The organism is Stenotrophomonas sp. Sm6012, assembly GCF_030985895.1.
Classification (GTDB): domain Bacteria; phylum Pseudomonadota; class Gammaproteobacteria; order Xanthomonadales; family Xanthomonadaceae; genus Stenotrophomonas; species Stenotrophomonas forensis.
This window is the reverse complement of sequence record NZ_JAPTFX010000054.1, coordinates 13,663-27,595: the sequence shown is the minus strand read 5'-3', so window position 1 is coordinate 27,595 and position 13,933 is coordinate 13,663. Positions and strand designations below refer to the sequence as shown.

Annotated in this window: 7 protein-coding genes and 1 pseudogene; 2 read left to right on the top strand and 6 right to left on the bottom strand. The window is 63.4% G+C overall.

Annotated features, from left to right (window positions below; translation table 11 throughout):
- The 5 genes and pseudogenes from O0J73_RS11435 to O0J73_RS11415 all read right to left on the bottom strand — a co-directional run.
- Positions 1-551 (bottom strand): annotated as a pseudogene (locus O0J73_RS11435) (peptidase); the annotation flags it as partial.
- A 188-nt stretch (positions 552-739) separates the two neighbouring features.
- The gene (locus O0J73_RS11430) at positions 740-3,598 is read right to left on the bottom strand and encodes a TonB-dependent receptor (protein ID WP_006459527.1); all 2,859 of its coding nucleotides are present in this window, start codon (positions 3,596-3,598) and stop codon (positions 740-742) included.
- Positions 3,599-3,787: 189 nt separating this feature from the next.
- A complete protein-coding gene (locus O0J73_RS11425; protein WP_197563924.1) occupies positions 3,788-5,821 on the bottom strand; it encodes a prolyl oligopeptidase family serine peptidase in 2,034 nt (677 codons plus the stop codon).
- Positions 5,822-5,976: 155 nt separating this feature from the next.
- Complete coding sequence (locus O0J73_RS11420; RefSeq protein WP_006459395.1) at positions 5,977-8,799, bottom strand: TonB-dependent receptor; 2,823 nt, start codon at positions 8,797-8,799, stop codon at positions 5,977-5,979.
- 361 nt (positions 8,800-9,160) lie between these two features.
- Positions 9,161-11,968 (bottom strand): TonB-dependent receptor, encoded by a 2,808-nt coding sequence (locus O0J73_RS11415; RefSeq protein WP_308308734.1) that lies wholly within the window; start codon positions 11,966-11,968, stop codon positions 9,161-9,163.
- A gap of 212 nt (positions 11,969-12,180) precedes the next feature.
- Here O0J73_RS11415 and apbC point away from each other — a divergent pair, with 212 nt between their 5' ends.
- Positions 12,181-13,035, top strand: a complete 855-nt coding sequence (gene apbC, locus O0J73_RS11410; protein ID WP_006459367.1) for an iron-sulfur cluster carrier protein ApbC — start codon at positions 12,181-12,183, stop codon at positions 13,033-13,035.
- A 78-nt stretch (positions 13,036-13,113) separates the two neighbouring features.
- On the top strand, positions 13,114-13,686 hold the full coding sequence (gene dcd, locus O0J73_RS11405; RefSeq protein WP_006459366.1) for a dCTP deaminase: 573 nt from the start codon (positions 13,114-13,116) through the stop codon (positions 13,684-13,686).
- 75 nt (positions 13,687-13,761) lie between these two features.
- On the opposite strand, the gene O0J73_RS11400 is transcribed toward dcd, so the two are convergent.
- The gene (locus tag O0J73_RS11400; protein WP_005418011.1) at positions 13,762-13,929 is read right to left on the bottom strand and encodes a DUF5668 domain-containing protein; all 168 of its coding nucleotides are present in this window, start codon (positions 13,927-13,929) and stop codon (positions 13,762-13,764) included.
- Positions 13,930-13,933 lie beyond the last annotated feature (4 nt).

The following is a 13,933-nucleotide window of genomic DNA, read 5'->3' as shown; positions in this document are numbered from 1 at the left end:
GCGCCGAAGCCGAACAGCACGTTGTCGCCCTTGGCCGCGCTGGTGCGCAGGTAGTTGGCGATGGCGGCCTTGTCCTGCAGGCCGTCGATCGCGGTCAGGTCGGCCTTCAGCGGCTCGATGCCCTGCGCGTTGATCTTGGCTTCGTCCATGCCGGTGGCCCACAGGTCGCCGACGATCTTCTCGATGTGGTTCGGGTTCTTCACCTGCGCGACCTGCTCGGCCAGCTGGTGCTGCACTGCCACCGAACGCTCGTCGAGGATGGTGAAGGCGCCCCAGCTGGTGCGGTCGCCCGGGATTTCATTGGCGGCCAGCCACTTGCTGTTGACGTAGTCGCCGAAGGCGCCACAGGCGTCCTTGCTGGTATCCAGGTCGCTGGGCTGGAAGGCGTTGTAGGCCGGCAGCTTGCTTTCGTCCAGGGTGTACTGGGTAGCTTCGGCGGCAGCCGGCGTGGAGGCGGTGGCGTCCTTGGCCGGGGCTTCAGTCTTGCCGCAGCCGACCAGCGCGGCCGAAACGGCCAGGGTCAGCAGCACGATCTTGGGAGTACGGGTCACTTGAATGGCCTCCAGGCCGAGTGAGTCAGGGAAGGGCCGCAGGGACGGCCGTGGGCCGAACGATACGCCGCCGGCCTGCCCCGCAAGGGTGTCGAAGGTCATGGCCGGGCGCAAGGGGCCGGGTTCGTGGCCCGGAAAAGACAGACCCGGCAAAAGCCGGGTCTGTCGGTACTGCGGTCAGGCTGGGATCAGAAGCGGTACTTCAGGCGCACGAACGGGGTGCGGCCGAAGTAGTCGTACTGCGTTGCGAACGGAGCAACGTTGCCGTAGCGGCTGGTGGTCGCACCGGTGGAAACCTGCGGCGGAGTGGCGTTGAACACGTTTGCCACGCCGGCAAGCACTTCCCAGTCGGCCTGCTTGTAGCTTACCGAAACCGTGTGATAGATGCGGGATTCGGCGACCAGGTCGCGGTAGGAGTTCGGACGACCCTGGTAGGTGAACACCGGATTGAGGTTCTTGTTCTCCGTCTTACCCACGTACTGGGTCAGCCAGTTGTAGGTCCAATCGCCACGCTCCAGGCTCAGGCCCAGGTTGGAGACAATCTTCGGACGGCCGATCAGGCCCAGCTGGTCCGACGAGGACAGGCCGCTGGCCTCGGCACTGTCGAACAGGTTGGCAACGTCTTCGACGGTGTAGGTGACCTGGTTGTCCAGCGAGAACTTGCCGAAGCTGAATTCATGCTCCCAGTTCAGGGTCATGTCCCAGCCGCGGGTGCGCTGCTCGTTGATGTTCAGGTACTGGGCATACACCTCGGTGATCGAGTTGGCGTCAGTCCCGGTGGTGGGATTGCGCTTCATGAGATCGCAGTAGCGGTTCGGGAAGGTCGTGGAACCGTAGCAGCCCGAAACGATGTCATCCGCGCCCAGCGAGGTGATCTGGCCCTTGACCTTGTAGTCGAAGTAGTCGATCGCAATGCTCAGATCGGTGAACGAGGGAGTGAACACCAGGCCAACGCTCTTGGCGGTGGAGGTTTCCGGCTTCAGGTTGCCGGCGCCGCCGCTGGTGAAGACCGTTGCGCTTGAACCCGCTCCGACGTAGTCATCCGGAATGCCGGCGGCGCCGCAGTTCGCGCGGATGTTGGTGTTGTTGCTCTCGCCCCAGCGGATGCACGGGTCGATGGCGCTCTGCGGCTGGAAGCCGGTCTGGTTGCCCAGGAACAGCTCGTACAGGCCCGGTGCGCGGTACGAGGTACCGATGGTGCCGCGCAGGCGCAGCGACGGGATGATCTGCCAGTTCAGGCCGGTCTTCCAGACGCTTTCGGTGCTGCCGGTGGAGTCATAGCGGAAAACACGACCGGAGGCATTGAGGCTCAGCGACTCGATGCCGGTAATGCCCTTCAGCAGCGGAATGTCGAGCTCGAGGAAGGCTTCCTTGACCTTGTCATCACCCTTGGTGACATCGGCCGTGCTCGAACCCCACAGGTCCTTGTAGCCCTCGCCCGGCTGGTCGTTGATCTTGTAGTAGCGATACTCCAGGCCGAAGGCTGCGCCCACCGGACCGGCCGGCAGCTCGAACAGGTTGCCGGAGAAGATGGCGTTGACGGTGGCCTGGTCGTAGGTGGTCTTGCCACGTGCAGTGATGCCCAGGATGCCGACCAGTTCGTCGACCTTGGCACCACTCAGGTAGCCCGGGTCGAAGTAGTTGGCCGCCGGCGTGGTGCCGGTACCCGGACGACCGAGATCACCGGTGATCGAGTTGCGGATGCCGAGGGTCGAGTACTTGCCGCTGGAGCGGCTGTAGTTCGCGTTGACTTCCCAGCCCCACGACTCGGTGCCCTTGAACAGGCCATCCAGCTTGTTGGCAATGTAGAAGTAATCGACCTCAACGCTCGACGCCGACTTGAACGGCATCACCGGCTGGGCCTTGGTGGTCGTGCCCGGGATGTAGACCGTCGGGAAGAACTGGCGCCACTGGAAGTTGTCCGTGGTGCGGTTGTTGTACAGGAACTGAGTCTTCCAGTTGAACGAGTCGAAGCCGAAGTCGGCGGCGACGTAGACGGACTTGCGTTCCTGCTTGTTGATGATGTTGCCTTCACCCCAGCGCGCGAAGTTCTGCGGCTCTTCGTAGTACGCAATCGGGTTGTTGGCGTAGGTCTTGTTCGCACGCGGGCGGTAGCCCGGGAACGGACCGACGGTGGTGCCCTCCGGGCTCGGCACGTAGCGGACGGCGCCGACATCGATCACGTTCATCAGCATGTTCTGGCAGCCGGCGAGGTCGGTGCCCCGCAGGATCGAATGATCCTGGCGATCGATGTTGTTGCCGTTGCCATCGGTGATCAGGTCACGGCTGCACTTGAAGAAGTCGCGATCGCCGCGGGTCAGCTCGTTCTGCTTGTACCACTCGACGGCGGCGACGATGCTGCCCTTCTCGAAGTTCCAGCCATTGGCGAGCGAGGCAGAGAACACTTCGCCACCGCCTTCGGTGGGAACGCGGCCGGTGAAGGTCATTTCCGGACGATCGAAGTGCTTCTTGGTGATCAGGTTGACCACGCCGGCCACCGCATCGGAGCCGTAGATGGACGAAGAGCCGTCCTTGACGATTTCCGCGCGCTGCAGGATTGCTGCCGGCAGGACGTTGAGGTCGAACGCGCCGACCGCGCCACGGGTACCCGCGGGACCCGGTCGCTGGCCGTCCAGCAGGATCAGGGTGCGGTTGGCACCCAGGCCGCGCAGCGAGAAGGTCTGGACGCCGGTGCCGCCGTCGACGACGTAGCCGCCGAACTGGTTGGTGATCTGGGTTTCTGCGGCGCCGATGGCGGACTTCTGCAGGAACTCGCTGACCGTCGCCTGGCCCTGGGCGGCGTTGCGCTCGGTGTCGATGGTGAACACCGGCGAGGTGGTCTCGTAGTCGGCGCGACGGATCAGCGAACCCGTGACCGTGACCTTGTCAAGATCGGTCGCCTTCTTGCTGTCACGCGAGGGGCTTGACGCCGCCGCTTCCGTATTGCCTGCGTCCTGGGCCAGAACCGGAGCTGCCTGGAGGCAGGCGAGCACTGCCAGGGCGAGCGGCAGGCGGCTTGGCGTAATGAGGCGGTTGACGATGGTCATGCTGTTGGATCCCCACTTGTTATGCTTCGGTTAATGGAGTGTATGTGCCGCGTAAAATAAATGCAACGTGAATGATGTCGTGACGTAACTTGTTGTTGCTAATGGTGAATTCAGGAATCGGGCATGAAAAAACCCCGCCGCCCTGGGCAGCGGGGTTGTCGGATACCAGACGCTGGAGGTCAGCTCCGGTCAGAGGCCGCCCGGGCCACAGTCCTTGGCAAGGAAGTCGGCCATCAGCGGCAGCGTTGCCCGATAGTGGCTGGGGTACCACGGCATGCTGTGCGGCATGTCAGGAATGAGCTCGAACTTTGCCGGCACCTTGTCCTTGACGGCGTTGTAGAAGTTCCTGGCGTGGAAGGACGGCGTGCGTACGTCGCGGTCGCCGACGAAGGTCAGCAGGGGAATGTTGGCCTTGGCAGTGTTCTGCATCGGGTCCATGCCCTTGACGGTCTGTCCCTGCAGGATCCGTTGCAGCCTGTTCTCGCTCCAGGAGACACCCAGCCGCGCGAGGTCGGTGACCGGCGCGCCTGCGATCGCGCATTGGAACGGAGAGGGCGCACGCACGGTGGCGGCGGCCGCTGCAAAGCCGCCGTACGAATAGCCGAAGATGGCCAGGCGATCCTTGGCGGCGATGCCCTGCTGCACAAGCCAGGCCGCGGCATCGTCGTTGTCATCCTGCATCGACAGTCCCCACTGCTTGTCACCGGCGAGCCAATGCTCGCGGCCGAAGCCGGTCGATCCACGGTACTGCGGCCGGATCACCGCGTAGCCCCTCGAGGTGAAGAACGGCACCCAGCCCGAGACGTCCCAGCCGGTATAGTCGCGCGCCCAGGGGCCGCCGTGCGGATGCACCAGCGCCGGAAGCGGTGCGTCGCCCTGTTTCCAACCGGCCGGAAGATCGACGATCGCCGGAATCGAGCGGCCGTCGCGCGCGGTGTAGGTAATCCAGCGCTGTTCACCGATCTGCTTGCCGTCGATCCAGGGGCGCTCGCTGCCCAGGGCCGTGACCTGCTTGCGGTCGCTCAACAGGCGGTAGGTCGTGGGCTGGTTGGCCGCGTTGGTGGTGAACAGCACGCGTGACAGATCATCGTTGTAGCCGGTGATGGCGACGTAGGCGTCCGGATAAGCCTGCTTCAGGCCGTCGTACAGGCCCTTCATCAGCGGGTCCACATACACCGCTTCGCGGCGCGGACCGTCAACGTAGAAGCCGAGTACCTGATTGAAGTTGCTTGGCTTGGTACCCAGGATCAGGCCACCGATCGGGTACTGCGGATGGGCCGCCAACGGTTCGTTGTCGAACGCGCGCTTGGCCGGGTCGTACAGGCGGGCCTGCACCTGTTCGGAGAACTTGTCGGTAAGCACATACAACTTGCCCGTCTGGTCGTCGATGCCAACCACATCCATGGTGTAGCGGTCGCTCAGGCGGGTGGTCAGCGCATCGTGCTTCTCGAACTGGCCGCTGCTCTTGTTCTTCACCAGGATCTGTTGTTCGTACTCGTTCGAACCGGCGGGCTCGATCTGGGTACGGGTCAGCAGTTCACCGTCGCGGGGGTGGAACAGGCCCGGCGAGGAGCGGGCATCGCCGCGGAACAGCAGGGAGGTTTCACCCGTGCGCAGATTGAACAGGTAATAGTTCGACGACAGCGTGGACTGGTTGATCTGCGAAATGATCACCCTGTCCGGGTCCAGCGGCAGCGAGTGCACGAGCGAGGCCGTGCCGGCGATCTCCAGGCAGCGCTGGGTCTGCTCACTGATGCCAAGCTTGCGCGAGCTGTCGGCAAAGGCTTCGTCGAACTTGGCCTGGTGCGTGTCAGTCAGGTAGGCCTTGGTCAGGAAGGTCTTGGTCGAACCCACGGCGTTGCCTTCGCCGCAACCGGCCAGCTGGGCCGTCAATTCCTGGCGGCCGATGACCAGGCTGCGCCCGGCCTTGAGGGCACTGGCGGCGATGAATTTCATCCGGTCGCCCGAGGGCGTGATCGCAACCGGGCTGCTGCCAGGGGATTCCAGGTTCCAGTTGGCCAGCGCGGTGTCGCCATTGTTGCTGCCGGGCGCGGCGATGATGGCGACCAGCTGCTTGCCGTCCGGACTCATCGAGACGGATTGGATCGAGGGGATCTTGGCAAAGTCCTCGACCGGCAGCGGGACAGGCGATGCCATGGCCTGGCTGGCGGCGAGCGCCAGCGCGGCCACCAGGGCGGTGCGGGTTGCAGTGGAGTGGTTCATCTTCGGGACGTCCTTGGCGTTGATCCATCAAGATGACCTGAAGATGAACGAGTGTCCCGATTCCGTCAACTCCGCGTGAATGGCCGGGGTGTACCGCCAGGCGCCTCGCGCCACGGACGCCCCGCCGGCGCGGGGCGTCCACCGGGCGGACGAGGTTACTTCGCGCCGAAGTCGTACTGCGCTTGCACGTAGATCGCGCGCCCGTAGGCGTTGTACAGGGCGTTGTTGTACGGCACGTCGATGTTGCCCGCGTAGGAGTGCTGCTGGTTGTCCGGCACCTTGTTGAACAGGTTGTTGACCATCAGCGAGAACGTCAGGTTGTCCATCGCGCGGTAGTTCACGCTCAGGTTGTACGTGGTGTACGAGCCCCACTTGCCGGCCTTGTAGCCGGAGGTCGGGTCAACGTAGTCGTAGCCGCGTCCCACGTAGGACATGTAGTTGGGCGTGCGACCGATGTAGTTGAAGTACAGCGTGGTGGTGAACCTGTCGATTGCCCAGCCCACCGAGCCGTCGGCCCGGACCTTGGCATAGGAGTCGTACACCCACATCGCATACGGGTTGCCCAGCAGGTCCAGGAACGGGTCGTTGAGCTGCGGCTGCAGTTCACGCTTGAGCATGTTGGTGTAGTTGCTGGAGAACTGCAGCGAGCCGAAGCGGCCGATGTCCTGCACGTACTTGAAACTGGCGGTCACCGCTTCCAGGTTCTGCCGTGCCACGTTCAGCTTCGGCGTGTAGATTTCCTCCAGCGCACCGGTGGCATCACGGGTGACCCAGTTGGCCACATCCTCGCAGGAGGCACCGGCGGTGTTGGACAGGCCGTTGCGGCAGTAGTACTCGGCCAGCAGCAACTGGTCGGAACTGAGGGTGTTGACCTCGTTCTTGATCTTCCAGTTGTAGTAGTCCAGCGACACCGAGAGATTGCTGATCGGCGCCCAGACCAGGCCCGCGTTCCATACATCGGCAGTGATCGGCTTCAGCTCCGGATTGCCCGACTGCGTGCCGAACACCGACACGCTGCCGTAGCGGCAATCGACCGTGTTGGACGGATCGAAACCGAGCTGGCCGCAGCGGTAGTAATCCTTGGAGCCATTGGCGTAGTAACCGCTCTTGCCCTGGAAGGCGTCGGGCAGGGAGGGTGCGCGGAACGCGGTGCCGTACTTGCCGCGGACCAGCAAGCTTTCAAACGGACGGAACTCCAGGCCGATGCTGTAGGTCGGCTTGTCGACGGTATGCCCGGCAATCTTGAAGTTGTCGTAGCGACCGGAGGCGGTGACCGTCAGCATGTCGTGCAGGGGCAGGCGCAGTTCGCCGGTCACCGCATAGTTGCTGCGGTGGCCGTTGCCCGCCACGGCGGTGGTGGCGAACACCGTGCCGTCGGTCAGGCGCGCATCCGGGGTGTAGGTCCAGCCTTCGCTGCCGCCTTCAACCACGGCGGCGAATCCGGCGTCGCCGCCGGGCAGCTTGAACAGCGAACTGTTGGTGAGCTGGGCGCGGGTCTGGGTCTGCCAGGTGCGGCTGCGGCTGGTGGTGAAACCGGTGAAGCTCTGGAAAGCGCCCTCCGGCAGCTTCGAATAGAAGGCACCCCAGTTCGGGTTGTAGATGTTGTAGCCGTCGTCGGTCTCACCCAGCACCGGGCCCAGCACGTTGTCGGCGAACCAGTTGTTGATCGGGTCGTTCCAGCGCGCGTAGCCACGCTCGTTCAGCTTGTACTCGCCGCGGGTGATGCTGGCCTCGTAGTCCCAGTTGCTGCCGATCGCACCGCGTGCGCCCAGCGTGACCTGGTAGGACTTGCTGCGGTCGGTATTCATGATGTCGCGGTAGCCGCCACCGCCGATGTCTTCGGGGGCGAACACGCGCTGCAGGCCGAGATAGCGGCCACTGGACTGATCGAAGAACGGACCCATGCTGATGTCCGTGCCCCAGTAGTTGTAGCCGGAACCGGTGTTGTACTTGACGGTCTCGTAGCTGTAGAGCACATCGCCGAACAGCTGCAGGTTGTCATTCACATCGTAGGTCAGCGCCGAATAGAACTGGCTGCTTTCCTTGCTGTTCTTGATCGTCTTGTAGCCGGCACCGAACGCCGAGCCGCAGGACTGGCCGGCCCGGCGCGTGCCCAGGATGGTGGTGCCATCGAACTGCCCGGCAACGCTGGCGCAGTTGCTCGGATCCATCATCAGGAAGTCATCGGTGTCAGCATCGAAGACCAGGAAGTCGTTCGAGGGCAGCTGGCGGGTATAGCCGCGCGGATTGTTCTGCTTGGTGATGTCGCGCTGGTAGCCCCAGATCGGGTTGGTCTTCTCGTACTGCACGTTGACCAGCGCGCGGAAGCGATCATCGCGGCTGTTGAAGCCATTGGCCCCGCTCACCCGGAAGCTGGCGCCGCCACCGTCCGAATACGCGCCGCCACGGACATTCAGCGTGCCGCCGTCCATGCGCTCCTTCAGGATGATGTTGACCACGCCCGCAATGGCGTCCGAGCCATACAGCGAGGACTGGCCGCCCGGCAGGACTTCGATGCGGTCGACGATATCGATCGGGATGCCGCTGATGTTGTTGAACGCGTCGCTGCCGTTGTACAGCGCCGGGTAGGACAGCATCGGCCGGCCATTGATCAGGTACTTGGTGTAGCCCGGGTTGAGGCCGAACATCCCGGCGGCTTCGGCGCCCTGGGTGAACGATGCGGAGGTCTGGCCGCCCTGCAGGCCGCCAGTAGTGAGCGAGGACTGCTGCAGCACTTCGGCAACGCTGGAGAAGCCGCGCGCCTGGATCGCCTCGGCGCTGATGGTCAGCACCGGCGTCTGGTTTTCGATCTGGGTCTGCGGGATCAGCGAACCGGTGACGGTGACCCGGTCGAGGTTGGTTGCTGCACTCTTGCTGTCCTGCGCGAGGGCGGCGGTGCTGGCGCTGGCAAGGAACAGGCCGCTGAGCACGGCACAGGTGAGCGGATGGCGTGGGAACAAGAAGCGACTGCGAGACATGCGATTACTCCGTGTGATCGTAAGAGCGCGTTTCCCCTTCCCGGGGCTCGGTTTCTGTCCGGCCGCTCCTGCAGGCCTGCGGCACGGTGTGCCTGAAACCTAACATGGGCTTAATCTGGAATGCACAGAGGTGTAACCGTAATTGATTGGTTTGGTCACAGTTTTGTGGGGGTGTTCTTTGAAAACAGCTACTTGCGGATATTGTCCTGTTTTGCCAAATCTGGCGGAATGAATGAACGTAAAATGAGTCGTCATTAACAATCGAGACGCTCTTTCATTTTCTGACCGGTTTTCCCAGGCAAAAAAAAGGCCCCGCCGAAGCGGGGCCTGGTCCAGACACGAAGTCCGGAAAACGACGGGATCAGAAGTTGTACTTGACTTGGGCCGAGATCTGGCGGCCGTAGACGCTGTAGAAGCCGTCATTGAACGGGGTCGATTCGTTACCCGGGTAGTTGTAGCGCTGGCCTTCCGGCAGCTTGTTGAACACGTTGTTGACCATCAGCGACAGCACCAGATCGTCCTGTGCCTGGTAGTTCATGCTCAGGTTGTACGTGGTGTACGAACCCCACTTGCCCGCCTTGGCGCCGGAAGAGTGGACGTAGCCGTAGCTGCGGCCGGTGTAGGCCAGGTAGTTCGGGGTGCTGCCGACGTAGTTGGCGTACACGGTGGTGGTGAACTTGGCGATGTTCCAGGCCACCGACAGATCGCCACGGACCTTGGCGAAGTTGTCGTAGTACCACATGTTGTACGGATCGCTCAGCAGGTCGAGCTTGGCGGCGCCCGGCATCGGCTGCACTTCACGCTTGAGCATGTTGGTGTAGTTGCCGGAGAACATCAGCGAGCCGAAGCGGCCGATATCCTGCTGGTACTTCGCCGCCACGGTCACCGCTTCCAGGTTCTGGCTGGCAACGTTCAGCTTCGGCGTGTACACGCGGGTCAGGTTGCCACCGGCATCGCGGGACACCCAGTCGGTCACGTTCTGGCAGCTGGCCGAGGTGTTGTTCGGCAGGCCGTTGCGGCACTGGTACTCGGCCAGCAGCAGCTGGTCGGTGCTCAGGGTCTTGACCTCGTTCTTGATCTTCCAGTTGTAGTAGTCGGCCGACAGCGAGAAGTTGCTCACCGGGGCCCACACCACGCCTGCGCTCCACACGTCGGCGGTGATCGGCTTCAGGTCCGGATTGCCGGACTTTTCGCTGTACACCGAGGTGTTCTTGTAGAACGAGCAGGCCTCGTCACGCAGCGCGTAGCCCAGCTGGCTGCAACGGTAGTAATCGTTCTGGCCGGACGAGTACGAGCCGCTCATGCCCTGGAACGCATCGGACAGGGTCGGTGCACGGAAGGCGGTGCCGTACTTGCCGCGCAGCAGCAGGCTTTCGATCGGACGGAATTCCAGGCCGATGCTGTAGGTGGCCTTGTCGACGGTCTTGTCGGCGATCTTGAACGCGTCATAGCGGCCCGAGGCGCTGACGGTCAGCTTCTCGAACAGCGGCATGCGCAGTTCGCTGGTGACCGCGTAGTTGCTGCGGTGACCGGCACCGGCGACGGCGGTGGTGCCCCACACGTTGCCATCGATGAAGGCCTGGTCCGGCGAGTAGTCCCAACCTTCGCTGCCACCTTCCAGGACGACGGCCAGGCCGGCGTCACCGCCCGGCAGGTTGAACAGCGAGCCGTTGGTCACCTGCACGCGACCCAGGTTCTGCCAGGTCTTGCTGCGGTGGGTGCCGTAGCCGGTGAAGCTGGCGAACTGGTCCGGGGTGATCGGCGAGTAGAACGCAGCATAGTTCGGGTTGTAGATGCCGAACGTGGCAGTCGGGTCCTTCGGGTCGGTGTAGGTGCCCAGGCGCGGGCCCAGCACGGTCTGGCCGAAGAAGTCCTCGATCTTGTCCTTGAAGCGCACGAAGCGGTTCTGGTCCAGGCGGTATTCGCCGCGGGTGAAGCTGGCGCTGTAATCCCAGTCGCCGACCATGCCCTTGCCGCCCAGGGTGACCTGGTAGGCGCGGCTCTCATCGGAGTTCAGGATGTTGTTGTAGTGGCCCGGGCCGATTTCTTCCGGTGCGAAGGCGCGCTGCAGGTTGACGACCTTGCCGATGCCCTGGTCATAGAAGCCACCCATGACCGACTTGGTGCCCCACCACAGGGCGCTGGAGCCGGAGGTGAACTCGGTCTTTTCCTTGCTGTACAGCACGTCGGCGAACAGCTGGAAGTTGTCGTTCACGTCGAAGGTCATCGACGAGTAGAACTGGCCGCTGTTCTTGCCGTTCTTCAGGGTCTTGTAGCCGGCGCTGTACACCGAACCGCAGGACTCGCCCGAGGTGCGCTTGCCGACAACGGTGGTGCCGTCGTACAGGCCTGCGACGTTGGCGCAGCGGCTCGGATCCATCATCAGCAGCTTGTTGTCTGCGTTGGTGATGACGGCGAAGTCGTTCGACGGCACCTGTGCGGTGTAGCCGACCGGGTTGTTCTGCTTGGTGATGTCACGCTGGTAGCCCCAGATCGGGCTGCCGTTTTCGATCTGCACGTTGACCAGCGCGTGGAAGCGGTCGTCGAACGCGTTGAAGCCCTTGGCTGCGCTGAAGCGGATGTTGCTGCCGCCGCCTTCGGTGTAGGTGCCGCCACGGACGGTCATCGTGCCGCCGTCCATGCGCTCCTTCAGGATGATGTTGACCACACCGGCGATGGCGTCCGAGCCGTACAGCGAGGACTGGCCACCCGGCAGCACTTCGATGCGCTCGACGATGTCGATCGGAATGCCGCTGATGTTGTTGAAGGTGTCGCTGCCGTTGTACAGCGCCGGATACGAGAGCATCGGGCGGCCGTTGATCAGGTACTTGGTGTAGCCCGGGTTCAGGCCGAACATGCCGGCTGCTTCGGCGCCCTGGGTGAACGAACCCGAGGTCTGGCCGCCCTGCAGGCCGCCGGTGGTCAGCGACGACTGCTGCAGCACTTCAGCAACGCTGCTGAAGCCGCGGGTCTGGATGTCTTCGGCGGTGATGGACATCACCGGGGTCTGGGTTTCAACCTGGGTCTGCGGGATCAGCGAACCGGTGACGGTGATCTTGTCCAGGTTGGTCGCCTTGTCCTGGGCCATTGCCGGGGCGGCGGCCATCAGAACGGAAATCAGGGCGACGGCGAGCGTGTTGCGACGTGCGGTGTTGCTTACGTATTTCATGTAGTTCCAATAGAGAGCAGAAACAAAATCGGCACTGCGCATGCGCCATCGTGCGTGCTGGAGACCAGCCCCGCAGCCCAAAACAGTGCTTCAGGAACGTAACATGAACTTAACAATCTGTGCACGAATCTGTAGCAATCCTGAATTTCAGTCAGGCTACGTCCAGCTTGTATGATGTTGGGTTATCCCCCCTGATTCCGCTGGTGCCCGTTGTGAACAGTTCTCTCCGCCGTCCCCATGCCAGCCAGGTCCAGAAGGGACTGACGCCGCATGCCCGCATCCGCAACGTGATCGCGGTTGGCTCGGGCAAGGGCGGCGTCGGCAAGTCGACGACCGCGGTCAACCTGGCGGTTGCGCTGCAGCAGCTGGGTGCGCGCGTCGGCGTGCTGGACGCGGACATCTACGGTCCCAGCGTACCGGCCATGCTGGGCCTGTCCGGTCGCCCGGAAAGCCCCGACAACAAGAGCATCGAGCCGCTGCGCGCATTCGGCGTGGATACCATGTCGATCGGCTACCTGATCGAAGAGGACACGCCGATGATCTGGCGCGGCCCGATGGCCACCTCGGCGATGACCCAGCTGTTCAACGACACCCTGTGGGATGACCTGGACTTCCTGCTGATCGACCTGCCGCCGGGCACCGGTGACATCCAGCTGACCCTTACCCAGAAGATCCCGCTGGCCGGTGCTGTGATCGTCACCACGCCGCAGGACATCGCCACGCTGGATGCGAAGAAGGCGCTGAAGATGTTCGAGAAGGTCGAAGTGCCGGTGCTGGGCATCGTCGAGAACATGGCCGTGCATACCTGCAGCAACTGCGGGCACGTCGAGCACCTGTTCGGCGAAGGCGGTGGCGAACGCATGGCGGCGCAGTACGGCGTGCCGCTGCTGGGCTCGCTGCCGCTGCAGATCGGCATCCGCGAGCAGGGCGACGCCGGTACCCCGATCACCGTGGCGCAGCCCGATTCGGTGCCGGCCCAGGCCTACCGCCATGCCGCACAGCGCCTGGTCGAGGAAGTCGGCAAGCGCCCGCGCGCATCGATCCCGATCCTGTCTTCGCTGCTGTAAATGCCCGCGCAGGGGCCGCCGGCCACGTCCGGCCCCCTGCTAGAATCCTCGCGCCCCCTCGCATCCCCAGGACAAAGCATGAGCATCAAGAGTGACCGTTGGATCCGCCGCATGTCCGAGCAGCACGGCATGATCGAGCCGTTCGAGGCCGGGCAGGTCAAGCAGGCCAACGGCGAGCGCATCGTCAGCTATGGCACGTCCAGCTATGGCTACGACGTGCGCTGCTCGCGCGAATTCAAGGTGTTCACCAACATCAACTCGACGATCGTCGATCCCAAGCATTTCGACCCGGGCAGTTTCGTGGATATCGTCGGCGACGAGTGCATCATCCCGCCGAACAGCTTCGCGCTGGCCCGGACCGTCGAGTACTTCCGCATCCCGCGCGACACCCTGGTGGTGTGCCTGGGCAAGAGCACCTACGCGCGCTGCGGCATCATCGTCAACGTGACCCCGCTGGAGCCGGAATGGGAAGGCCACGTGACCCTGGAATTCAGCAACACCACGCCGTTGCCGGCGCGCATCTACGCCAACGAGGGCGTGGCCCAGATGCTGTTCTTCCAGGCGGCATCCGATGACGTCTGCGAAACGTCGTACAAGGATCGTGGCGGCAAGTACCAGGGCCAGACCGGCGTGACCCTGCCGCGGACCTGATGACGGTAGGCCGTTAGTGGAGCCGAGCCATGCTCGGCTCTACATGAAGGAAGGCGGCGCAATGCGCCGCCTTCGTCATTTTCCGCGGCCGAACAGCATTGCGATGCCGACACCCACCAGCGCCACCGGCCACCAGGTCAGCAGCAGCTTGGACAGGTTCAGGTGCGTCCAGCCGAGGTTGCTGGCGAGCATGAACAGGCCGATCAGGATCAGCAGGACGGCGGCAACGAGGTTGAATCGCATCGGG

What these genes read in the sequence shown, in the direction of transcription:
- O0J73_RS11430 (WP_006459527.1), bottom strand. Translation starts at nt 3,598, where the DNA reads ATGACCATCGTCAACCGCCTCATTACGCCAAGCCGCCTGCCGCTCGCC.
- O0J73_RS11425 (WP_197563924.1), bottom strand. Translation starts at nt 5,821, where the DNA reads ATGAACCACTCCACTGCAACCCGCACCGCCCTGGTGGCCGCGCTGGCG.
- O0J73_RS11420 (WP_006459395.1), bottom strand. Translation starts at nt 8,799, where the DNA reads ATGTCTCGCAGTCGCTTCTTGTTCCCACGCCATCCGCTCACCTGTGCC.
- O0J73_RS11415 (WP_308308734.1), bottom strand. Translation starts at nt 11,968, where the DNA reads ATGAAATACGTAAGCAACACCGCACGTCGCAACACGCTCGCCGTCGCC.
- dcd (WP_006459366.1), top strand. Translation starts at nt 13,114, where the DNA reads ATGAGCATCAAGAGTGACCGTTGGATCCGCCGCATGTCCGAGCAGCAC.
- O0J73_RS11400 (WP_005418011.1), bottom strand. Translation starts at nt 13,929, where the DNA reads ATGCGATTCAACCTCGTTGCCGCCGTCCTGCTGATCCTGATCGGCCTG.